18 protein-coding genes and 1 pseudogene are annotated in these 20,610 nt (G+C 61.2%); 8 read left to right on the top strand and 11 right to left on the bottom strand.

Annotated elements, in window-relative coordinates; genetic code table 11:
- Nucleotides 1–197 precede the first annotated feature (197 nt).
- Both AWB65_RS27380 and AWB65_RS37895 read left to right on the top strand, forming a co-directional pair.
- Nucleotides 198–368, top strand: a complete 171-nt coding sequence (locus AWB65_RS27380) for a DUF2934 domain-containing protein (protein WP_125474218.1) — start codon at nucleotides 198–200, stop codon at nucleotides 366–368.
- A 110-nt stretch (nucleotides 369–478) separates the two neighbouring features.
- On the top strand, nucleotides 479–808 hold the full coding sequence (locus tag AWB65_RS37895; protein WP_087670144.1) for a hypothetical protein: 330 nt from the start codon (nucleotides 479–481) through the stop codon (nucleotides 806–808).
- Between the two features lie 156 nt (nucleotides 809–964).
- On the opposite strand, the gene AWB65_RS27370 is transcribed toward AWB65_RS37895, so the two are convergent.
- Nucleotides 965–1,294 (bottom strand): hypothetical protein, encoded by a 330-nt coding sequence (locus AWB65_RS27370; protein ID WP_327359114.1) that lies wholly within the window; start codon nucleotides 1,292–1,294, stop codon nucleotides 965–967.
- A gap of 832 nt (nucleotides 1,295–2,126) precedes the next feature.
- Between AWB65_RS27370 and AWB65_RS27365 the strand changes: the two genes are divergently transcribed.
- A complete protein-coding gene (locus AWB65_RS27365) occupies nucleotides 2,127–2,660 on the top strand; it encodes a DUF4142 domain-containing protein (RefSeq protein WP_087670142.1) in 534 nt (177 codons plus the stop codon).
- Between the two features lie 1,272 nt (nucleotides 2,661–3,932).
- Nucleotides 3,933–4,094: a hypothetical protein gene (locus AWB65_RS36445; protein WP_159907811.1), complete on the top strand. Its 162-nt coding sequence runs from the start codon at nucleotides 3,933–3,935 to the stop codon at nucleotides 4,092–4,094.
- Here AWB65_RS36445 and AWB65_RS27360 read toward each other — a convergent pair.
- The 8 genes from AWB65_RS27360 to AWB65_RS27325 form a co-directional block, all read right to left on the bottom strand.
- Entirely contained in the window at nucleotides 4,077–5,108 is a 1,032-nt protein-coding gene (locus tag AWB65_RS27360; RefSeq protein WP_087670141.1) for a UDP-glucuronic acid decarboxylase family protein, read from the bottom strand. The genes AWB65_RS36445 and AWB65_RS27360 overlap by 18 nt on opposite strands.
- Before the next feature lie 15 nt (nucleotides 5,109–5,123).
- Nucleotides 5,124–6,083, bottom strand: a complete 960-nt coding sequence (locus tag AWB65_RS27355; RefSeq protein ID WP_087670140.1) for a glycosyltransferase family 4 protein — start codon at nucleotides 6,081–6,083, stop codon at nucleotides 5,124–5,126.
- The gene (locus AWB65_RS27350; protein ID WP_087670139.1) at nucleotides 6,073–7,146 is read right to left on the bottom strand and encodes a glycosyltransferase family 9 protein; all 1,074 of its coding nucleotides are present in this window, start codon (nucleotides 7,144–7,146) and stop codon (nucleotides 6,073–6,075) included. Before AWB65_RS27350 ends, AWB65_RS27355 begins: the two co-directional genes overlap by 11 nt.
- Nucleotides 7,143–8,072 carry a glycosyltransferase family 2 protein gene (locus tag AWB65_RS27345; protein ID WP_235007790.1) on the bottom strand — a complete coding sequence of 310 codons (930 nt, stop codon included), beginning with the start codon at nucleotides 8,070–8,072 and terminating at the stop codon, nucleotides 7,143–7,145. Before AWB65_RS27345 ends, AWB65_RS27350 begins: the two co-directional genes overlap by 4 nt.
- A gap of 134 nt (nucleotides 8,073–8,206) precedes the next feature.
- Nucleotides 8,207–9,952 carry a carbamoyltransferase family protein gene (locus tag AWB65_RS27340; protein ID WP_087670137.1) on the bottom strand — a complete coding sequence of 582 codons (1,746 nt, stop codon included), beginning with the start codon at nucleotides 9,950–9,952 and terminating at the stop codon, nucleotides 8,207–8,209.
- A gap of 13 nt (nucleotides 9,953–9,965) precedes the next feature.
- On the bottom strand, nucleotides 9,966–11,099 hold the full coding sequence (locus tag AWB65_RS27335) for a glycosyltransferase family 9 protein (protein WP_087670136.1): 1,134 nt from the start codon (nucleotides 11,097–11,099) through the stop codon (nucleotides 9,966–9,968).
- Nucleotides 11,096–11,677 carry a D-glycero-alpha-D-manno-heptose-1,7-bisphosphate 7-phosphatase gene (locus AWB65_RS27330; protein WP_087670135.1) on the bottom strand — a complete coding sequence of 194 codons (582 nt, stop codon included), beginning with the start codon at nucleotides 11,675–11,677 and terminating at the stop codon, nucleotides 11,096–11,098. The genes AWB65_RS27335 and AWB65_RS27330 overlap by 4 nt, the downstream gene beginning before the upstream one ends.
- The gene (locus tag AWB65_RS27325) at nucleotides 11,674–12,966 is read right to left on the bottom strand and encodes a glycosyltransferase (RefSeq protein ID WP_087670134.1); all 1,293 of its coding nucleotides are present in this window, start codon (nucleotides 12,964–12,966) and stop codon (nucleotides 11,674–11,676) included. Before AWB65_RS27325 ends, AWB65_RS27330 begins: the two co-directional genes overlap by 4 nt.
- A 536-nt stretch (nucleotides 12,967–13,502) precedes the next feature.
- Here AWB65_RS27325 and AWB65_RS27320 point away from each other — a divergent pair.
- A complete protein-coding gene (locus AWB65_RS27320; RefSeq protein ID WP_087670133.1) occupies nucleotides 13,503–13,799 on the top strand; it encodes a DUF6723 family protein in 297 nt (98 codons plus the stop codon).
- A gap of 1,127 nt (nucleotides 13,800–14,926) precedes the next feature.
- The gene (locus AWB65_RS27315) at nucleotides 14,927–15,775 is read left to right on the top strand and encodes a formate/nitrite transporter family protein (protein ID WP_087670132.1); all 849 of its coding nucleotides are present in this window, start codon (nucleotides 14,927–14,929) and stop codon (nucleotides 15,773–15,775) included.
- Nucleotides 15,776–15,973: 198 nt separating this feature from the next.
- On the opposite strand, the gene AWB65_RS27310 is transcribed toward AWB65_RS27315, so the two are convergent.
- The gene (locus AWB65_RS27310) at nucleotides 15,974–17,191 is read right to left on the bottom strand and encodes a sensor histidine kinase (RefSeq protein WP_087670131.1); all 1,218 of its coding nucleotides are present in this window, start codon (nucleotides 17,189–17,191) and stop codon (nucleotides 15,974–15,976) included.
- Nucleotides 17,192–17,776: 585 nt separating this feature from the next.
- Between AWB65_RS27310 and AWB65_RS37105 the strand changes: the two are divergent.
- Nucleotides 17,777–18,002, top strand: a pseudogene (locus AWB65_RS37105) (hypothetical protein); the annotation flags it as partial.
- A 576-nt stretch (nucleotides 18,003–18,578) separates the two neighbouring features.
- The gene (locus tag AWB65_RS27305; protein WP_125474217.1) at nucleotides 18,579–18,821 is read left to right on the top strand and encodes a hypothetical protein; all 243 of its coding nucleotides are present in this window, start codon (nucleotides 18,579–18,581) and stop codon (nucleotides 18,819–18,821) included.
- A 510-nt stretch (nucleotides 18,822–19,331) separates the two neighbouring features.
- On the opposite strand, the gene AWB65_RS27295 is transcribed toward AWB65_RS27305, so the two are convergent.
- Nucleotides 19,332–20,609 carry a cytochrome c gene (locus AWB65_RS27295; protein WP_087670128.1) on the bottom strand — a complete coding sequence of 426 codons (1,278 nt, stop codon included), beginning with the start codon at nucleotides 20,607–20,609 and terminating at the stop codon, nucleotides 19,332–19,334.
- Nucleotide 20,610 lies beyond the last annotated feature (1 nt).

The following is a 20,610-nucleotide window of genomic DNA, read 5'->3' as shown; positions in this document are numbered from 1 at the left end:
CTGGAGCCGGCCTCTGCGCCATGCGCTCGCCATGGGTAGCGAATTTTTATTTTCTCGAAAAGTTTGTCGTGGATCCGCCTGAGTGCGGCGACCGAAAGATGGAATTACCGGCGCGCGCGGAACGCCCGATGCGTTCGCCGGTATTCCCCCTAAACATGTTGCGCCTCCCGTAACGCTTCCTGAAATACGGAGATGACGTGGAACATCAGACGTTGGAGGAGCGAATTCGACTCAAGGCTTTTGAGTTATGGCAACAGGATGGCAGTCTGGAAGGTTGTGCAGACGAGTATTGGCGGCTAGCTCGAGAAATGATCGAGGTCGAAATTCGCAAAGAAAATGACATTCCGCCCTTCAAAAGCTTCGATTAAAAGGAAAAGTTCCCAGCGTGCGCTCTATCGTTGCGTCTCGCTGCCGCTCAGATTTTTGGGGGCTCATGCCGATCGCTCATGCGACAGGATGCTTTAAGGCTCCCCGGAGCATGAAGTGTTTTCGGGACGTGCTGGGCGAAAGGCGCGCTGCTAGGTCTTTCCCGGTCGCGTTACCGGATGAAATCCGTGTCGCTGCCGCCAACGAGTCCCATCTCGAGCATGATCGGATCCGGCTGAAAATCCCCCAACAGCGCAAGCCCAGAGTGGCCCGCGCCAAAGTCGTCGATGGCGGTCTGGCAGCCGAAGCGCTAAGTGCGAAAGAAGTCGACGAGATGCGGCCGGGTGATGATCTTCTCGTCGTCGAGCGTCTCGAAAATGATCCGTCGATCGGAAAGCCATGCTCCTCAGCGGCCTCGAGCGTGCTGCGGATGCAGAACTGAACACAACGTCCTATCGGTGTTGAGCGAGTTCGACACGAGCGCGGCGCCCTCGATAAACTTCTATGACTCGTTGGCGTTCACGGATCGGTCTCTTAGAAGCAAGTCTTCAGTGCGATGGACGGCAGGGCTGTCTTCGAAGATCCTATCCCCGCTTGATCACGTTGGCTTGCGCGCAAGTGCTGCAAGTGCAAGCCCCGCGCCCAGCGCCACGTAAATCGCTAAGAACGACTTACCGGATAGGTGCGCCTCGAAGCCGGGCGTGACACGTTTCGGCACGACATGATAGTCAACCACGTAGGCGATACCGGCAGTCGCCGCCGCGGCTGTGGATGCGCGGGCAAAGGATGGTCGCAACCCGGCGAGTGACTCGAAAAGCGTCGCCCAGAACACCGCGCTTCCTGCGTGGATTAGCGCGCCCGTCACCGTATAACGCAGGCTGAGCGCTTCCTCTCGAAACGCGGTTTTGGGCCAGATGCAGTGCGTCACAGCGTTGAGTGGCGCCCAAGCGCTCGATCCCTCCGCCACTGCGCGCTGGGCGGCAGCCGCAGCAGAAGCAAGTGCCGCGGCACTGCCCGATAAGCCTGCCCGCTGCAAGAAACAGCGGAAACCCTTCCGTCCAGGCATATTGTTGGACGCTACAGGCCTGCGCCAGCGCGTTGCCACGGTTTGAAGCGTGTTGAGCCGGGCTTTATCTGTGAACTCATGGCGCTCTCCTAGGAGCGAGTGTCGCGGGGCCATATAGCCTTCGCGTGTGCGTGCGCTGATTTGGGTAACTAGCAACACATGTACCGCGGGCGAACATGTTGAGAGGAAACGGGTATCAAGTCGTTCAGCGACTTTTCCGTCGTGAAACGTAGCGGGAAGTTCCTTGCGCTTCGCTTCGATATCGACGGCAAACCCTCTGCAATAAGTTGCTATTCCGCCTACCGCGCTCGCGAGGCTTCGGCGCTTGCTTATGCCTCGCCGGTGCCCACCACTGATCGGCATAAGAAAATGCTTTCCGTCCGTGGTACCGTCGGCGTGCGCAGAATCAACCCGAATCAACCGCAAACGTCACGAGTGAACGACGCATCGCTCGCGATGATTCCGACGCCCCCAGAACCTCAATTGAAGGGTTGCGCTGTCCCCATTTCCGGAAGCGTGCTCTGGCAACGGCGCAGTTGTAAAAGCGGCTGCCAAGCGGCTGCGGGCTGCCATCGGCGAGTCACGGCATCGCATACCTGCGGGCACAACGGCTAGATGTGAAGTCATTGCTCGCCATCGTGTGTGGCATCCGCATTGCTGGGGTTTGAGCAGTCCAACACCGCGAGGAGGAGTGATGAAGACACAAGGGATTTTTCTGCCACTGGCATTTGCGTTCATGGCTATGCCCGCTGTCGCTCAGACTCAAGCGGCAAGCACGACAATGGCAAACGACCTGCCGCCGCAAGACAAGGAATTCGTGCAGGCAGCATCAATGTCAGGATCGACCGAAATCGATGCCGCAAAGCTCGCGACGAAGCGATCAGAAGACAAGGACGTCAAAAGCTTTGCTCATCATATGATCGTCGATCATACCAAGCTTACCGTAGAGCTCAAAATGGCGGCCCCGCACGGCGTAAGCGTTCCGAAGGACAATTCGGATACGACCGTTCTCAATTCGCTCAAGGGCTTGCATGGCAAGGAGTTCGACAGCGCGTATATCAAGAGTGTAGGCGTGGAAGGACATCAGAAGGCGGTTGAAGCGTTTAAAAAGGAAGCGGAGGGTGGTAGCAACGCAGCTTTGAAGAAGGCCGCGGCGAAAGCACTGCCAACCATTCAAGACCATTTGAAAATGGCGCAACAATTGGCTGCAAAGAAGGGGGTCCAGTGAGTGGGGCCAGTTTTTTTCAAAGATAAATGGCCAGGGTCCGATCGGGCCGTGGTCCCACGGCTTTGGCCCGACGGCCAGTCTGCATACTGATTTACGGCGATGAGCGATGGCTTTCGGTTTGGCTCCTGCCCCGGGGATCCGAGAGAGGGTTCCAGACATCAATGCTCACACCCGGAGGCGGTCAAGCTCCGCGCGTGGATTCCACGATTTAACGGCATCGGGGTCCCAGAGCGGGACTTGTCCGGAATCGCGACATTGACCGCAACTTAGCTCTGGGCGATGGAATTTCTCGCGCGCAGAACCGGAGTTAAAGCAGGAGGTGCGAGAATCCGTACGCGCCTTTTCGATTGGGCACGAGGGAATGTCCTGACGTGCAGAATCTGACCGATTCTTTGGAGCGAGCGGTGCCACGCGCCAGTGCAATCTGCACATGCAGCATTGCGACCTACAAGCGTGACTGACTCCTGCTCAGCCTCCGCCGATGCCCTCCACGATCTTTCCGGTGCCTCCACAGACTTTGCACTTCTCGCCTTCTTTCGTACCGGACCCGTCGCAGGCAGGGCACAAGTTTTCTCCAGTTCCCGCGGTGTCCGGCTCCGCTTCGTCGCCAGGATTGAGAGGAGGTTGTTGCGCCATGATGTTCTCCGGTAAGGGAAGTTGGGCGTGACTTGGGTGGTCCTTACGTTTTGCAGCAAGCGGCGTTCCAAATCTACTGGCCTTTGTTGAATGCTGCCGGACAACAATGGTTGCGCAGACGCGTGCACCAATTACCCAACGAGTGCTGTTCCAACGCGCACCCATCTTGTCGGCGATTAACCGATCCCCAGTGCAATGCGGCCTTAAGCGATGTATCGGCTACCGTGTTCGACATCTCTGTGGAGCTGATCAAGCGGCTATGAGGCACTTCGCGATGCAAGCGCCCTGAATGAAAGCCGACGCCAACAATCTTGTCGCTCGCGCCCGCGAAGATGTCGATCGGGAGCCGGAGTTCGCGATAGTGACGCGCGAGATGCACCGCCGACGGAACCATTAACGTGCCACCCATCCCTCGGCCCGCAACTGGTGCGGACGCGAGACACATTTCCTGCGTCACGGCATCGATCTGTTCGTTGGCGTAACTCGATGCCGTCGGCAGGCGGCTCAACGACCGGCCAAGAATATTCTAAACGTCGATACACCGGCTGAGCCATTTCACTAATGACGAAGCCGGTCTCGTGCGCGGCAACTTTTGTAACCGGCGACTCGAAGTGATCCATTGGAATGAAGAGGAATATGACGCCCAATTCCAAGAAAATGGGCGAGGCGTCGCAGTTCATCTTCACCGTTCGATTGGAGAAAATGGACCGGCGTAGGGCTGCAGCGGCCCTTGGACGGATCGGCGGCCAAACGATCGACCCGGTTTCAACGGCCACGCCGCTAGTCAGCGACGATTGAACGGCGCAGCGCTTCAGCCTGGTGCGTCAGGGCGCTGTCCGAACCTGCGGCGCGCGAATCGCGCTGCTGTACGAGTTGCTGAAAATACCGCGCGGTGCGCTGCAATCCTTCGTCGAGCGACGTCACAGGGTGCCAGTCGAGCGCATCGAGCGCGCGGGAAATATCCGGGCGCCGGTGATACGGGTCATCGAGCGGAAGCGGCTTGAAGATCAGCGCCGACGAAGAGCCCGTCAGCGCGACGATACGCTTGGCGATATCGAGCATCGAGAGCTCGTGGGGATTACCGAGATTAATCGGCCCGGTCACGTCTTCGGGCGAATTCATGAGGCGGATGAACGCATCGATCATATCGTCGACATAGCAAAACGAGCGCGTCTGCAAGCCTTCTCCGTAGATCGTGATCGGCTCGCCCGCCAGCGCCTGCATCATGAAGTTCGAGACGACCCGTCCATCGGACGGATGCATGCGCGGCCCATAAGTATTGAAAATCCGTGCGATCTTGATCGAAAGCCCGTGTTGCCGACGGTAGTCCATGAAGAGCGTTTCGGCGCAGCGCTTGCCTTCGTCGTAGCACGAACGCGGGCCGATCGGGTTCACGTGGCCCCAGTAGTCCTCCGTCTGCGGATGAACGCGGGCATCGCCATAGACTTCGCTCGTTGATGCCTGGAAGATCCGCGCGCCCACGCGCTTTGCAAGGCCGAGCATGTTGATTGCGCCATGCACGCTTGTCTTGGTCGTCTGGACCGGGTCGTGCTGGTAATGAACCGGCGAGGCGGGGCAGGCGAGGTTGTATATTTCGTCGACCTCGACGTAGAGCGGGAACGTCACGTCGTGACGCATCAGTTCGAAATTCGCGCAGTCGAACAGATGCGCGATGTTGTCTTTCGTGCCGGTGTAGAAATTGTCGATGCAGAGCACGTCGTGTCCCTGCATGACGAGGCGCTCGCACAGATGTGAGCCAAGAAAGCCGGCGCCGCCGGTAACGAGAATGCGCTTGCGGTGAGCTTCTTTCATGAGGGTTCCGTCGGATCAGTGGCTGACAAGCCGTAGCGCTTCGTTCCAGTCGCGCACGAAGCGGTCGATGTGAAAGCGTTCGAGCGCGACACGCCGTGCGCCTTCGCCGAGGCGCCGCGCTTCGGCGGGATCGTGCAGCAGCGCCTGCATGGCATCGACGAGTGCGTCCACGCTGGTATCGATGTAGCCGCTCTCGCCGTTGCGGATGACGGTGGCGAGCTCGGTCGTCGCGAGTCCCACGATGGGCATGCCAATCGTCATCGCCTCTACGACCGCCAAGCCCAGGCTCGTCCAGCGGATCGGGTTGAAGAAGAAGCGGTATTGCGCCGTGAATGCGGTGAGTTCCAGATTGCCGATCTCGCCGATGCCACCCGCCGACTTCGCCTCCATGCCGACGAGATCGAGCGGCACGCGTTGCGCGACATCGGCGAAGACATCGCTGCCGAGCCGCCGCCCGCGCTGCTGCAGGTGATTCACGACGACGATTCCCCGCGCCTTCTCGCCGCCGTACCGCACGCCCTCGGGCACGATCACGCCATGCTCGATCACGCGCGTCGGTGTGGCGCCCGAGTCCCACATCAGGCGGTTGAAGTGCGTGACGTGGATGAGCAGCGTTTGCGCGTCCTGCACCCAGTGACGCTCGTCGAACGCATTCTGCTGCGGCGGATCGTGCTCGATGTAGACGGTCGGCAGCCGCCGTTGCGCGTCGCTCAGCACGTTCAGCCGATCGTCGAACCAGTGCGTTCGGTGCTGGAAGAGGATCACGTCGAACTCGTGCGCGGCGACCTGATCGGCGGGAATCTCATGCACGTTGTCGCCCCACGGAAGCACACCAACTTTGCCCGCGTAGCCCGGAGGATGCGAGGGCTTCGTCACGAGATAGAAGTCGTGCGGAACCTGCGTGAGGTAGTAGAGATAATTGCCGTGCACGTGCCACGTGAGGATGCGCAGGCGGCGTGGTGGATTAGCGGGCATACGTTGACTCGAACGGTTGGATCGCGAAGCGGTCGAGCTGCATGAACGCGGTGCGGACGACTTGCCGCGCGTCGATGGCGAGCGCGCAGGGATGTCCGTATGGGCACTCGCGAAACGCGCACGGGCGGCATGGCGGATAGTTGGCCAGCACGCGATGCCGCTCGCGGTCGAGCGGCGCCCAGCGGTGCGTATCGCTGCCGGAGGCAATCACCACGCTTGGCGTTCGCATCGCTGCCGCGACATGCGAGAGTCCGGTGTCGTTGCAGACGATTAGCCTTGCTCGGGCGACGAGCGCCGCGAGCGCGCCCAGCGAGGTGCGTCCAGTAAGATCGATCGCGCGGGTGCCGATCATCGCGGCAAGCGACGACGTCAACACAGCCTCGCCGCTGCTTCCCGTGAGGGCGATTTGCCAGCCGGCGTCGCAGAGTTCTAAGGCGACTTGCGCAAAACATTCCACGGGCCAACGCCGCGACGGCAGTTGCGCGCCCGCATGCACAAGGATGAGACGCCCGGTATCGAGTCCGCACGCTTGCACCAGGCTCTCGCATTCGCGCAGGTCGTGCGCGTTGAGCGGAATCTCCAGACGCAGGTCGCTCGCGGCGCAACCGAGCGCTTGCACCAAAGCGTCGTAGCGTGCCGGTTCAGGCAGATCCTCGGGCCACGGAACGAAGACGCCGGGCCGCGCAGCTTCCTCCGGCTGACGAAAGCCTGCCGTGAGCCGGGCGCCCCATCGCCCGACGATCTCGTTCGCCACGCCACCGCTGCCGTGCAACTGGATCGTAAGATCGAAGCGGCGCGCGCGCATGTGCTCTGAAAAGGCAGGCAGATACTCGTCGGTCTCGCGCTGCTCGGGAAAACCGGCGGCACCGGGAAACACGATGAGTTCATCGAGCAGATGCGCATAGCGATCGACGAAGCTCTGCGCCCACGGCAGCCCGACCAAGGCGATGTGCGCAGTGGGATAGTGCTGTCTTAGGGCACGCAACGCGGGCACACAGCACAGCATGTCGCCGAGTTGCAGGGCGCGAAAGATTGCAATGCGCGGCACGGTGGGCTCGTTCATACAAAGAACACGCGGAACTTCACGGCACCGTAAAGCCGCCAGAAGATCGAGAGAAACGGAATTGCGATAGACGTGTACGCCATTTCCAGAATGTGCGAGCTGCTGCGCGCGGTGCTGGCAAGACGCTTGATGCAGAACCATCCGGTCATGCATAGCCAGGCGACCGCTGCGACGATCGCGAGCCGGCCGTTGCCGGAAAGCCAAGCGCTCGGCGCCATCACGGCTGCCGCAATGATCGCGTAGTATAAAAACGGCGGCGCACGCCGGATGCGCTCTCGATAGAGCCGCGGATACTTCTTGTAGAGCAACGCGTCGAACTGGCTCTTTTTCTGCTGCGAAAGACTCACACCCCAGCGCGCGGGACGCACCGGATGCAGCACAACGGCGTCGTCCGCGCGCGCGAAAACGAAGCCCGCTTCCATCAGCGCGAACTGCAGGTCCGAGTCCTCGCGCCACGCGGATGTGAAGCGCGCGTCGAAGCCGCCGGTCCGCGCCAGCGCCGCGCGCTCGACGAAGACGTTGGCCGTCGCGAATTCGGCGTGCGCGAGGCCGGCGGCGTCGCGTTCATAGTCGGTGGGACGCTCGGGCAGCGGCACGACGATGCGTCCTGCGACGGCATCCGCGCCCATGTTCATCACGTGCAGTCCCGCGCTCAACCATCGGACGGCGGGTTGCGTGTCGTCGTCGGTGAAGGCGATGCGTCTTGCACGCGCCGCCCGCCATCCCGCGTTGCGCGCGCCGGCCGGGCCTTGCGTCGCCGTCACGGGAATGTAACGGATGCGCGGACCGTGCGCCGCATGCTCGCGTGCCAGGCGCTCGACACAATCGCGCGTGGCAGCGTCGGGACTGTCGTCGCAGACGATGATCTCGTAACGCGCCGGATCGAAGTCCTGCGCAAGCACGGCGGCAAGACAGCGCGCCAGCATCTCCCGGCGCCGGTAGGTCGGAATCACGACGGAAAGATCGGGCAAGTCGCCGTCGTATTCCGGTTCAGCGACAGAAGCATGCGCGAGGCGCGTGTCCTCGTCGAACGCATCCGAGATGCCGCTCATGAGGGTGCTCATGAGCGCGCTCCGTTCTTTTCGATGAGAAACGAGCCGATCACGAGCGCATCGAGTGGCGACGTCCAGAACGATTCGAGCGCGTCGCGCGGCGAATTGACCATCGGTTCGCCACGCGTATTGAACGACGTATTGACGAGCACCGGCACGCCCGTGCGGGCCTTGAACGCGGCAAGCAGATCGTAGTAGAGCGCGTGCTGATTGCGATTGATCGTCTGCACGCGCGCGGTGCCATCCACATGGCGGACGGCGGGAATCTGTGTCTCTTTCCCGGGCTGCACATCGAAGATAAAGAGCATGAACGGCGCGACGCGCGCATTGACGAACCAGTCGCCTGCGTGCTCTTCCATCACGACGGGCGCGACCGGCCTGAAGTCCTCACGATCTTTGATCTCGTTTAGCTTCGCCTGCATCCCTGAATCGATCGGCGATGCGAGGATCGATCGTGCACCGAGCGCGCGTGGACCGAACTCGGTGCGTCCCTGATACCAGCCGATCACGCGATTGTTCGCGAGGATGTCGGCGGTCTCGCCAGCGATGTCGGTCAGGCGCCGGTAAGGCACCTTCGCCCATTGCAGGAATTGCTCGATCTCTTCGTCCGCGTAGCCGGGGCCGTAGTACGCGTGGTCCATGACCCAGCGCCGGCCTGCGTCGCCTCGCCTGCCGCGCTCGCGATAGTCGATCCAGAGCGCGGCGCCGAGGGCCGTGCCTGCATCGCCCGCGGCGGGTTGCACCCATACGTCCTTGAACGGCCCGCGATCGCGCAGCCGCGCGTTCATTACGCAGTTGAGCGCGACGCCGCCCGCCATTACGAGCGAGTCCAGACCCGTCTGCGCATGCAGCCAGCGCGCGAGCTCCAGCACGGTGTCTTCGAGCACGACTTGCAGCGAATGCGCGATATCGAAGTGACGCTGTTCGAGCGGTCCGCCGCGTTCGCGTGACGGCCCGAAACGGTCGACCAGACGAGGCGCATCGACCGTATACGTGCCGTCATGCCGGTACTTCACGATCTTGCGAAACTGGTCGACGAAAAGCGGCTTGCCATACGAGGCGAGCGCCATCACCTTGTATTCGTCGGACGAGTGAAGGAAGCCGAGATAGCCCGTCACCGCTTCATAGAGCAGCCCGAGTGAATGCGGCAGTTCTACTTGCTTCAAACGCTTGTACTCGCCATCGACGAATTGTCCGAGGCTCGTGGTCACGCCTTCACCGCGGCCGTCCATCGTGAGCACGGCGGTATCGGAGAAAGGCGCGGCAAGGAACGCACTCGCTTCGTGCGACAGATGATGATCGACGTAATGCCATTCGAAGCGGGCAGGGCGTCCGCCGCTATTGAAGCGTTTTTGCAGGTGATGCGGCGCGCCGTCGAGCAACTGCGACTTGGCATTCACGATATAGCTGAGAAAGAGCGGATCCCACGGCGACTCGGACGGATTCGTCATCGGCTTCCTGCCCGGTTCCAGCGGCAGTTCGATGGTGGGCTGGGAGCCTGAGCGCATCGTCGAGAGCAGGCGAGGATCGTACGAATACGCGACGTGATCCACGTCGGCTAGCTCGATCCCCGCTTCCTTCAGGCAGTAGTCGATGGCGTCGAACGGCAGTTGCCACGTTGAAAATGGCACGGGGCGCTTTGCGTGCTTCACGTGCGTGAAGCGCTCGTCCTCGGCCGCGGCGATGACGATCCCGTCCTTCAGCAGCGCGGCGGCGCTGTCGTGATACACCGCGTTGATTCCCAGTGTGTACATGGCTTCTACCTGTTTAAAGTGCCAGGGTGTCGCGAGCTTCGAGGAGTTCGCACGCAGCGGCGACGACGTCTTCCACCGCCACGCCGTTCAGGCATGCGTGATGGCCCTCGGGACAGGCGCTTCGGTAGCACCACCGGCACGGCACGTCGTGATAGAGCACGCGGTTCGGTGTTTGCCATGGCATGTGCTGCGGATTCGTGAGCGCGTAGAGATCGACAACGGGCGTGCCGAGTGCGGAAGCAAGATGCACCGGCCCGCTGTTGTTCGAGATGAGCACGCTTGCACCCTGAATGAGCGCGGCCAGTTCGCCGAGGTCGAGGGTGCCCGCGAGATCGACAGCGTTCGGATGCGCGGCGCTCAACTGTGCGGTGAGCGCGGCTTCGTCGCGGCCGCCGGTCACGTAGATGCGATGACCGGTGAGGCTCGCAAGGCTCGCCGCGACCTGGGCGAAGCGTTCGGTGGGATAGCGCCGCGATGCCGCGCTCGCGCCGGGGTGGATCACGAAGTAGGGCGCATCGAGCGCCAGTCCGTGCTGCCGGAGCCGCGCCCTGTCTTCAGGCGATACGTTGAAGCGCATCCGCTCATTCTCTGTTTCAGCGCCCACGTGTGCTACGAGAGCAAGCTGGCGCTCCACTTCGTGACGCGTGCCCTGCTGCGGTTCGGTTTCCGCGACCCAGTCGGTCAGCAAGCCATACGGGTTCTCGCGGCAATGTGCGAGACGCCTGCCGATGCCCGACAGATGGCACAGCATCGCAGCGGGCAAGGGGTTCTGACTGTAGACGCTGAAAATTACGGCCGCATCGAAGTTGCCTGCGGCGAGGCGCTCACGCATCGCGAGGTCGCGGTGGAAATCGATGGGCGCGTCCTGCTTGACCCAGGGCGCGTCGTATTCGATGACGGCGTCCACATCGTCGAGATGACGTGCTGCGGCCGCGCCTGCACGCGAGGCGAGCAGCGTGAGATGTCGTTGCGGCGCAGCGGACCGTAATGCGTGTAGGGCCGGCGTCGTCATCAGCACGTCGCCCAGATTGTCGAGCCGGATGCAAAGGATGCGCTTGACGTCGCTGCCCCACGCGCGATGATGAGGCGTGACTGCGGGCGCGCGTGCGTGCGCTTCGAGCGTGAGGGGGATCGGTTCGCCGTTCATCTTGCCGCCTCGGGATTCGCCATCGATTCACGGATCGTGAGCGCCGCGCGGTGCATGTCCACGGCGAACACGTGCGGCTCGCGCAGCGGTCCGCGGCGCCATACCGTTTCGTTGCCATTGTCGATGAGAACCGTGCGGCAACCTGCACGTCGGCCGGCTTCCACATCGTCGAGGATGTCGCCGACGAACCAGCTTCGTTCGAGCGCCAGGTCGTGCTCGCGCGCGGCACGCAGCAGCATGCCCGGCGCGGGCTTGCGGCAATCGCAGGCGCAGTTGTAAGGCGCGACCGTGCCCTGCGCGTCATGCGGACACCAGTACACACCAGATAGCGTCGCGCCGCATGAGGCGAAGAGTTCGTGCAGCCGCGCTTCGACGCCGTCGAGCGCGCCGATCTCGAACCGCCCGCGCGCGACGCCGCCCTGATTGCTGATGACGAAGATCAGAGCGCCGAGGTCCGCAAAAATCGCGAGCGCTTCGCGTGCACCGGGCGCAAGTTTCATCGCGTTGGGATCGACGTTGTAGGGGACGTCTTCGAGCAGCGTGCCGTCCTTGTCGAGAAAGATCGCAGCGCTGCTCATGCGGACGCGCTCCCCGCCGCGAGCCTCGCATCGACTGTGTCAACATCTGCTTGTTCGTCAATCTCGACGCCTGCCACACGCGCGTAGATCGACGCCAGCGACTCGGCGACGCCGCGCCATGTGAACATCTGCTGCGCGCGCTGAAGGCCCGCCGCGCCCATGCGGTACGCAAGTTGGGGGTCACGTTTGAGCGCGACTAGAGCGTGCGCGAGCGCAGCAGGGTCCTTCGGCGGCACGAGTAGCCCCGTCTGCCGATGTGCAATCGAATAGCGAATGCCGCCGACATCGGCACCGATTACCGGTCGCGCGCACGCCATGGCCTCGAGCGGTGTAATACCGAACGGTTCGTACCACGGCGTCGTAACGAAGACGTCTGCCGCATTGTAAAAGAGGCGCAGTCGCTGGCGTGCACGTCGTCCGAGGAAGGTTACTTGTTCTTCCACACCGCATTCACGGGCGATGCCCGCCAGCCGACCGATTTCCGGCGTGGCGATCTCATTGGGGTCGTCGGAGTTACCGCCGACCACATAAAGATGCGCCTCCTCGCCCAGCTCGCGGTTGCAGGCGGCAATGCCGCGCAGGACGTTGTCGATACCCTTTCTCGGCACCATGCGCCCCAGTTGCAACGCGATGAAGCGATCCTGCGGCCAATCCAGCTCGTCGCGGGCTTCGGCGCGGTCGATCGGAAAGAACTCGTCGCTGTCGAACCCGCACGGCACGAGATCGATGTTCGCCGGGTCCGCGCGATACAGCGACACCAGGTCGGCTTCGTCCTGCGGGCACTCGGCGATCACGGAGTCGGAGCCTTGCACGAGCATGTCTTCGATCCCGAAGCGCGCATCGGGAAACCCGTCGCTTGCGCCCTGATGGAGGCGTCGCACCCGGCCGAGCGCATGAAACGTGGTGACGAGCGGCGTGCGCAGTGCCGCCTTCACGTGCAATCCGACAAGCCCCGACATGAAGAAGTTAGCGTGCACCACGTCGTAAGGCGTTTCTTCGCGTCGAAAGAATTCGATCGTGTAGCGGGCGAACTCTTCCATGAACGGCAGAAGCTGCTCCTTCGGCAATTGGATCGCGGGACCAGCCGGTACATTGATGACGCGCACACCGTCGAAGCGGGAGATGAGCGGCAATAGCGACCGGTCACAACGCGTGAAAACATCCACCTGATGTCCGCAGCGAACGAGTTGCCGCGCAACGTGGGCGACATAGATATTTTGACCGCCGCTATCAACTCCTCCCGCAACCGCAAGAGGCGACGCATGCTCGCTGATCAATGCGATCTTCATGTTAAGAGATCCTGGTCGAACGATCGGTTGGAGGCCGTGACAGCGCTAGACGGCTAAGCGCGGTCAGCATTCGTTGTGCCACTCGCGACAAAACCGGCATAACCGTTTGTTCGTCTAACAGGCGAAGCAATTTATTGCGAACGCTATAGGCAGCGAGCGCGTTCTTACAATCGGTGTGTAAAGCAGTGCAGCACCGGCCTTTGATAACGAGATGCGCATTCTGAGCTGCTCCACGCGTATGCGAGCGTCGGTTCCTCCCAAGGCCTGGCCTCAAGTTCAATCAGAAATTAAAGGAATAGCGGACGCTTTCAAAGTCGGCATGCCGTTTGCTCACTGCCTCGCGACCGGTCTAAGTCCGGCGGTTGCGAGCTCAGCATTCGCTGGGAGGAGTTTGGAAGAACGGAGGGTTTAGACGAGACAGACACCAGGCCTCGGCGACGATCGTTGCCCCCGCCGGATTACAGCCGCTCAAAGAGGATGGTCTGATGTTCTTATGTTGCTGGCGACGCGTTGTGCGCAGGAACGGGAGATTTGCCATGCCATTTGGTAAGAGGATAGGAAAACCGAAGCTCTTTCATAGTAAGCTGATAGTGCCGCCGCTCCCCGGAATGACCGCCGACGACTACGCCGTTTACGCATCCTATCGACCGAGCCCCGGCGGCGGCTATTACGGCACGCTTAAGGTGGTTCGAAAGACGGACAACAGACTGCTGTTTCCTTTTGCTGGCGCTCCCTCGCTTGGACCGTTTCCAACAAAGCACGAGGGAGTAGCAGCTGCGGAAGCAGTGGCTCATTCAATCGTTGAAGGCGATATTACCAACCCGGAACTTTAGACCAAGAGCAGCCGAAACGAGTCTGCGTACCGGCAAAAATCAGCCTCCGGCGGTACCGGATTGACAAGTCCTAATATGGCCTGCTTGCACAAGCCTCCGGAGCACAGAGATCGACATCCGAAGGGTGCTTTCGCCGCGACTGATTCCCCGTGGCGAGCAACGCGGTTTGCGATTGCAACGCGGCCAGCACGAAAGGGCGCTGACGGAAGATGCGAATGGCACTCGGCGTAGAGGAGGCGCCTGCACGCATTGGGACCGTTATGTATGGGGGCTTAGCGCCCGCGACTAGAGCTTGCAACCGGGCGGCCGCGCACTAGATCACTTAATGCACGAGCACTATCGGTTCCCGTTGACGTAGACGGTACTCGCCCGCCGCTGTCAGCCGAATCTCAGTGGCGCAATAAAGGAAGACGGCCAGTGGTGAATCTAGAAACCCGCAGTGACTCTGCCGAATTTCCAACGCCTCGTAAGTGATCAAGCCGCGATGCCACACTCCGTTTGCCAAGAACCGGAAGTTGATCGCTTCGGAATACCAGTCGTCTTCCACGTCGGCGAGAGCGTGTTTGCCGCTCTCATATGCTGCGTCAGCCGGACCGTCAGCACAATGAGATCCACGCGAGTACTGCGCCGCTGTAAAGATGCGTCTAAGTGCGTGATTCAGAGCCAGCGTCATTTTCAAACCTCTACTCAAACAGGCGGGTCATGAGGAAGAGAGAATGACCGATGATGAGTGACGTCGCAGCCCCTGTCGACGCTGATGTTTCCCGTCTTCATTGTGCTCTTATATGTCATCCTACGCTTCCTTGATGACGGGCTGGACGAAGCGCGGGATATGTTATTCAGCGGGTTCATGCAGCAGACGGTTGCATCGTTCACGGAAACGTGCGTATGCCCATTAGACCGCGAGCCGACGATGAACGGGATTTGGAGCCAACAACGCCTTCGATCTCCGGCAGCAGGATTACGAGAGATGCAACTGGGACCTTTGAGTCGCGAGCATTGCCAGAGAAATCATGCCGCAGTCATATCAGGTCCGGGAACTTGTCCGGGCATCATTCCTGCGGCTTTAGGGCTGCCGTGGAAACGTCCCGCCGCTTCTCTACGCCCCATGCCCTCGACGAGATTATATGTCCGACACACAGGCTGGTTCCAACTCACCTCACCTCGACGAGGGCGAACAAGAGCAGGCCGCCGACCACTCAACGCCGCCCGCACTCGTCATCCATGAAATCGTCCGGGAAGAGGGCGAGGCGGCTATGGAGCGCACCGTCTCGGCGCTCGCCTGGTCGGCGTTGGCGGCGGGCCTGTCGATGGGCTTTTCATTTCTGACGCAGGCAGTCCTCGAAAGCGCGCTTCCCGATAGCCCGTGGCGCTCGCTTGTGGACAGCTTTGGCTACACGATCGGATTTGTCATCGTCATTCTCGGGCGGCAGCAACTGTTCACCGAAAGCACCCTGAGCGCTGTCCTTCCGGTGCTCACCCGCCGCGACCTCAATACCTTTCGCAAGGCACTACGGCTATGGGGGATTGTCCTTGGGGCGAACCTCGTCGGCACGGCCATTTTTGCCGCGATGCTCCAGCTGCCGGGGGTGTTCTCAGCGGACGTCGAAGGCGCGCTTAATCACATTGCGCAGGCGCCGTTTTCAGGCAGTTTCGAAGTGACGGTGGTGCGCGCGGTGTTCGCAGGCTGGCTGATCGCGCTAATGGTGTGGCTTTTACCGAGCGCGCGATCGGCTCGACTCCTTACCATTTTGCTAGTGACCTATGTCGTTGCCGTCTGCAAGTTGTCCCACGTGATCGCGGGATCGGTAGAGGCTATGTATGCCGTAATGAGCGGGACTGCGAGCCTCAGCGACTACTTCCTCGTGTTTCTTCTTCCGACATTCAGCGGCAATGTGATCGGAGGAATGTCGCTCGTTGCCCTCATTAACCATGCGGCGATCGCCCCGGAAATAACAGACGGCGACGCTGCCTGAAATCCTGGCCGTGTGCGTTTGTCCCGGCGTCTAAGAAGTCTTGGCAAAGCGAGAACTGATGCCGGATCACGTGGAAGCGGACTCGAGCAAGCGCGCCCCTGGAGACGGCCGCGACCATACTTGCACACTGTCCAGAGCACCGCTGACTACAAGATGATCGCCGTATGCTATTTCCGGTGGCTTTGTCTTTCTCTTCGCTTACGCGGCGCTATGTCCCTTCGACGGCAGGCTAATGGTCCAAAGTGCGCCTTTCCCGGGGTCACTCTGCAGTGTGAGAGTGCCGCCCACATGGGTAACGAGTTGACGTGCGGTTTGCAGACCGGTTCCATTGCACTGCTCAACGCGAGTTCCTCGACCGTTATCGCCAACGCATATTTCAACGGAGCCTTCCCGGTTGGAAGTCAACGCTACTTCGATTCGACCGACACCATCCGGGAACGCATGCTCAATCGCGTTGGCAACAAGTTCGTTGACTACGGTTCCTACCGTCGTGCAGGTATTGAGGTCGACCGTCATGCCTAGGCGTCGGTTGCAGTGGAGCGAGATTCCTTGTTCCTTCAATGCGTAAAATTGTTGCAGGTCGTCGCAAAGAGAGCCCAAGTATCGACTTAGGTCCACCTCGTCGCGCTGTTCGTGCAACCCTAGAAGGTGATCGTACATCGAGGCGAGCGCGAATACGCGCCGCTCAACGGACTGGAAGCCGCGTCTAGCCGCGTCATCTTTGGTTTTGACGGCGTTGATACTGAGTAGGTTAGCGATCGACTGGAAGTTGTTGCGAATGCGATGCTGCTGCTCCCGAAGCAATACCTCCTTAAGGTCGCGCTGAACCGTTAGCGCCTCTCGCTGGGACATGAGCTCGATGCCTTCAGCTGCGACGGAGGCGACTGCGGCGAGAAAGGAAATTTCGACCGGCCCCACCTGATATGCCTGAGGATAGTCTACCTCGAGGATGCCGAACGGCCCGCTCCTCCCGATCAGCGGAAGATTAATGGACGTAGTGACGTCAAATCGCCGGAGCAACTCGGGCACCCGGGCGTCTGGCCATTCGGATAGATCTGGGACGACGACGGGCGTACCCTCAACGAGTGCCTGGCCGGGCGGGTTCCCCTCCTCGGCCAAACCTGCATCGCTGCCCACGACGTCGTGGCCCATGCCCCACTGCGCGATTACGGTGAGCCGATTCGCGCTCTTCCCCAGCTGGAGAACCTTCGCCATTGGTGCGTTGCACGCTGCCGCGGCGCATTTACATGCCTCGCCGAGAAAATCGCACAAGCTCGACTCGCGCAACGAGAACGCGCAGAACTCGGCAAAGTGTTGCCCGCGGCGCAGGAAATCGCTCAGTGGGACGCTGAGGTCATTGTCCGGATTCAAGTTCTTAATTGCGGTTGCCCAGGTTGCGGTTCGGGCAAAATCCATGTTGCCTCCGATTAGAACCTACTTTCGGCCCATTTTGATTTCAGGTAGTCAAGGGAGATTGTTTGAACGTGCATCAGTTGGAAAGTAATCCATTGCGCGGTTCTCTGCAAACAATGCGGGATCGCCGCTTACGACTGCGAGCAAGTTGTACGCGGATAATGACGCCGGCACCGGTGCTCCACTACTTGCTCTGCCGAGGTCCGAGCGAGACTCCTTCACCCGGGCATAGATACTCGCCGAATCAAAATAGCGGCACACCCAGTAGCCCCGTTTTTCCTTGACAATGTTTAACTCACCGCCACCTCAATGAGACGTGACCAAGTTTTCGACGCGGTACCGTCAAGTGAGTACCGGTGTCACGGATGCGCAACGACGTCGTGAGATTCCCCGCCGGTCCAAGCGCGCGCGGAGTCGGAGCGGGAGTGGACACAGCGGGTCGCGCCGCAGCTAGGAAGGCGTTGAAATCGCGGCTTTTGCCTCGACGGACAGATTTCGTCCCGACAGCGCATGGCGAGCTTGTCGTGGCACCCCCGGCAGGTCCGCCTTCGGCGTCACGCCGCGGGCAGACCTGCGCCTTCGCACCAGCGTACGCGCAATTGTGTATTGCGACAGACCTTGGTCGGTCGGGTCTCCGCCCTGAACAGGAAAGTCGAGAAAACCTGGCGCTGCGTCAACGGCCCGGAAAATCCAGCTGCTGCTCGAAGGCATTGCCTTCCGGGACGGCGAACCGGTGAAGGACGATCAACCGGTTCAGAAAACCGCTAAGTCTCGCTACAAAGGCAATTGGTCTAGTCCGCGCTTTGTTCTGTAAAGCGGCCTGATCATCTCGCCTGAAGCTTCGGACAGGCAAGGTGGGAATTCGGTGGCGACGCCGGCTTGTCGAAAACCGGAAATTTCTACGCCGCCGGCTTTGTCGAATCGACACGAGTGTAAACGCGCATGCTAATAACGACGGCCTCGTCGCACCTCCCGCACCGTAGGTGACAGCTCCAGAGTGGAAACCTTGCATGCCACTGGGGAGGCGCCTCTTCGGTTCAAGGCGGGTACTCGAGGTGCACAGTCGAGCCGAGCTGCGCCTTGTTTGAGGTAAAACAAGGCCCGCCGTGGCGGGCCCAAGAAGTTTCCCCATTGCACGTCCAAGGTTGGCCGGGATACCCTCCGCAATCATCGTGCCGTCTTTGGCTTTCTGCCCTGACGAGAGCTTTCTTCTTCGTGCTTGCGTACGCCGTCCTCCTTCTGCTCGGCGACACCTGCACGAAACGCGCGAGCAGTGCGCAACGGGCGTCATCGTGCGCGGTGTGAAAAAGGGCACGGAAGGGTACCGGGTCCTGCGCAGCCTCGTACTCTTGACGATCGTCCCGCTGTCATCGAGATCGGGACGGTGATCATGATTCTCGCGACCGGCGACGCGATTCGATTCATCGCCGAGATCGGAATGACGTTCGTGGCGTACGGTATATACACGTTCTTCCTAACCGGCTACCGCATGCAATTGCGGCGCGCCGTCAAACGCGTCGAAGCGCAAGGGGATGCCGGCTCGTCTACAGCCTTCCGAACTATAAAACCGTCAAGTGTTCGCATTCGCTGTTCGACCGAAACGCGGCGCTTATTATCGGTGCTCGACCAATAGCTCAGCGCCCGTACCGCCAACCGGCGCGCGCTGACCTAGCCGGACGTCGGGTACAGCGTCGCTGTCACATGCGGCATTGCGGCGGTCGTTGGCTGCGCAACACGTGGTTGCGGGCACGCGATGAGCGTCGGTATCCTCGTGCCAGTGTGCAGACGTGCACCACGGTAAACACGCTCGGATTCGCTTTTAGCACAAACGCTGCGCTCGTCGACGAGGAGCAAATGATCGCGACCCATGCTGCGCACGGCCGCCGTGGCGATCGACACGCCGGATGCGAAGCCGCTCATGGTATCGGCGGACGGCAGCGAATTTGTCGACGTCGAGTTCGGCTATGGGCCCGCTCGACAGATTGCGCACGCTGCGACCTTCAACGCGCATCCAAGACGCAAGCTTGCGATCGTCGGCGGCAGCGGCCCGGCTAAGTCTACGCTCGTCAAACGGCAGTTCGTTTCTATTAGCCGACGCGCGGCGCGATCCACATCGACCCGGAGCCCATTTGACCCGGACATCCTATTTATGCAGTTGCCGGCGAAGAGACGCCACGTCGTTGGTCGTGACCGGCCGTGCGTCGTTGCCCCATGACGCGCGGATAAAGGTCAGAACTTGCGCAATCTGCAAATCGTTTAGCGTGGTCGCAAATGCGGGCATCGACTGGCGCGGTGGACCGTGCTGGGTCGCCGGGCTGTTTCCGCCTTCGACCAAAAGACGGATCAGCGAAGTGGTGTCCTCGCTGATGATGGAAGGATTGCCCGCCAGCTTCGGAAACGCATTCGCGACACCCTCTCCTCGCGGCTGATGACACTCCGCGCAGAACGACGCATAGACCGCCGCGCCGATCGCAGGCGGCGCGTCGGGCGCGCGGGTTTTGAGCGCGCGCGTTGCGTCGGCCAGGAATTGCCCGTCGGCTGCACCGGTCGCGGGAAGGGTCTTAAGGTACGTCGCCATATCGCGAAGATCGTCGTCGCTTAGATACTGCAGGCTGTCCTCCACCGTCTGCACCATGCTGCCGAACGTCACCATGCCGCCGCCGTGCCCTGTCTTGAGGAACGCTGCGATGTCATCACGGGAGATCCGTCCGAGCCCCGAGCCCGGATCGCCGCGCAGGTTCAGCGCATACCAGTTGTCGTTGATGCCGCCCGCGAGGTATTCCTTCGACGATTCGTCGTAGCCGCGCTCCTGATACGCCGCGCCGCGCGGCGTGTGGCACGATCCGCAATGGCCGAGCGATTGCACGAGATACGCGCCACGGTTCCACCCGGCATCGCGACCGGCGATTGGCGTGAAGGTGCCCGAAGGCGCGAAGAGCCAGTCCCATGCAGCGAGCGCCCAGCGTTGGTTGAACGGAAACGGCACGCGCGACGGCGGCGGCGTGGTCGCGACCGGTGGCACGCCTTGCATCATATAAGCGTAGAGCGCGCGCATGTCGTCGTCGGTGATCTTCACGAACGAGGGGTAAGGCATTGCCGGATAGAGCCGCTTGCCGTCGCGCGCCACGCCTTCGCGCAGCGCCCTCGCGAACTCGTCGTAGCTGTACGAGCCGATGCCGTGACGCTTGTCCGGCGTGATGTTGCTGCTGACGATCGTGCCGAACGGCGAATTCATCTCTAGGCCGCCCGCATACGGTGCGCCGTTTTTGGCGGCGGTGTGGCATCCGGCGCAATCGGCGGCTTTCGCGAGATATGCGCCGCGTTCGACCGCCGTCGACGGCGCCGACGACGCACCGGCCGCGTTGAGCGCGTTGAGCGCGAACGATGCAACCGCCATGCGTCTGAAAAGCGAAAGGTTCATG

Origin of the sequence: Caballeronia humi, from assembly GCF_001544475.1 — a bacterium.
Taxonomy (GTDB): domain Bacteria; phylum Pseudomonadota; class Gammaproteobacteria; order Burkholderiales; family Burkholderiaceae; genus Caballeronia; species Caballeronia humi.
The sequence above is the reverse complement of the archived record's forward strand: the minus strand, read 5'-3'. Positions and strand labels throughout refer to the sequence as shown.

Excerpts from the sequence above, each read along its gene's own strand:
- AWB65_RS37895 (WP_087670144.1), top strand. The coding sequence starts at position 479 with ATGAAGTGTTTTCGGGACGTGCTGGGCGAAAGGCGCGCTGCTAGGTCT.
- AWB65_RS27365 (WP_087670142.1), top strand. The coding sequence starts at position 2,127 with ATGAAGACACAAGGGATTTTTCTGCCACTGGCATTTGCGTTCATGGCT.
- AWB65_RS36445 (WP_159907811.1), top strand. The coding sequence starts at position 3,933 with ATGACGCCCAATTCCAAGAAAATGGGCGAGGCGTCGCAGTTCATCTTC.
- AWB65_RS27360 (WP_087670141.1), bottom strand. The coding sequence starts at position 5,108 with ATGAAAGAAGCTCACCGCAAGCGCATTCTCGTTACCGGCGGCGCCGGC.
- AWB65_RS27355 (WP_087670140.1), bottom strand. The coding sequence starts at position 6,083 with ATGCCCGCTAATCCACCACGCCGCCTGCGCATCCTCACGTGGCACGTG.
- AWB65_RS27350 (WP_087670139.1), bottom strand. The coding sequence starts at position 7,146 with ATGAACGAGCCCACCGTGCCGCGCATTGCAATCTTTCGCGCCCTGCAA.
- AWB65_RS27345 (WP_235007790.1), bottom strand. The coding sequence starts at position 8,072 with ATGCTGGCGCGCTGTCTTGCCGCCGTGCTTGCGCAGGACTTCGATCCG.
- AWB65_RS27340 (WP_087670137.1), bottom strand. The coding sequence starts at position 9,952 with ATGTACACACTGGGAATCAACGCGGTGTATCACGACAGCGCCGCCGCG.
- AWB65_RS27335 (WP_087670136.1), bottom strand. The coding sequence starts at position 11,099 with ATGAACGGCGAACCGATCCCCCTCACGCTCGAAGCGCACGCACGCGCG.
- AWB65_RS27330 (WP_087670135.1), bottom strand. The coding sequence starts at position 11,677 with ATGAGCAGCGCTGCGATCTTTCTCGACAAGGACGGCACGCTGCTCGAA.
- AWB65_RS27325 (WP_087670134.1), bottom strand. The coding sequence starts at position 12,966 with ATGAAGATCGCATTGATCAGCGAGCATGCGTCGCCTCTTGCGGTTGCG.
- AWB65_RS27320 (WP_087670133.1), top strand. The coding sequence starts at position 13,503 with ATGCCATTTGGTAAGAGGATAGGAAAACCGAAGCTCTTTCATAGTAAG.
- AWB65_RS27315 (WP_087670132.1), top strand. The coding sequence starts at position 14,927 with ATGTCCGACACACAGGCTGGTTCCAACTCACCTCACCTCGACGAGGGC.
- AWB65_RS27310 (WP_087670131.1), bottom strand. The coding sequence starts at position 17,191 with ATGGATTTTGCCCGAACCGCAACCTGGGCAACCGCAATTAAGAACTTG.
- AWB65_RS27305 (WP_125474217.1), top strand. The coding sequence starts at position 18,579 with ATGATTCTCGCGACCGGCGACGCGATTCGATTCATCGCCGAGATCGGA.
- AWB65_RS27295 (WP_087670128.1), bottom strand. The coding sequence starts at position 20,609 with ATGAACCTTTCGCTTTTCAGACGCATGGCGGTTGCATCGTTCGCGCTC.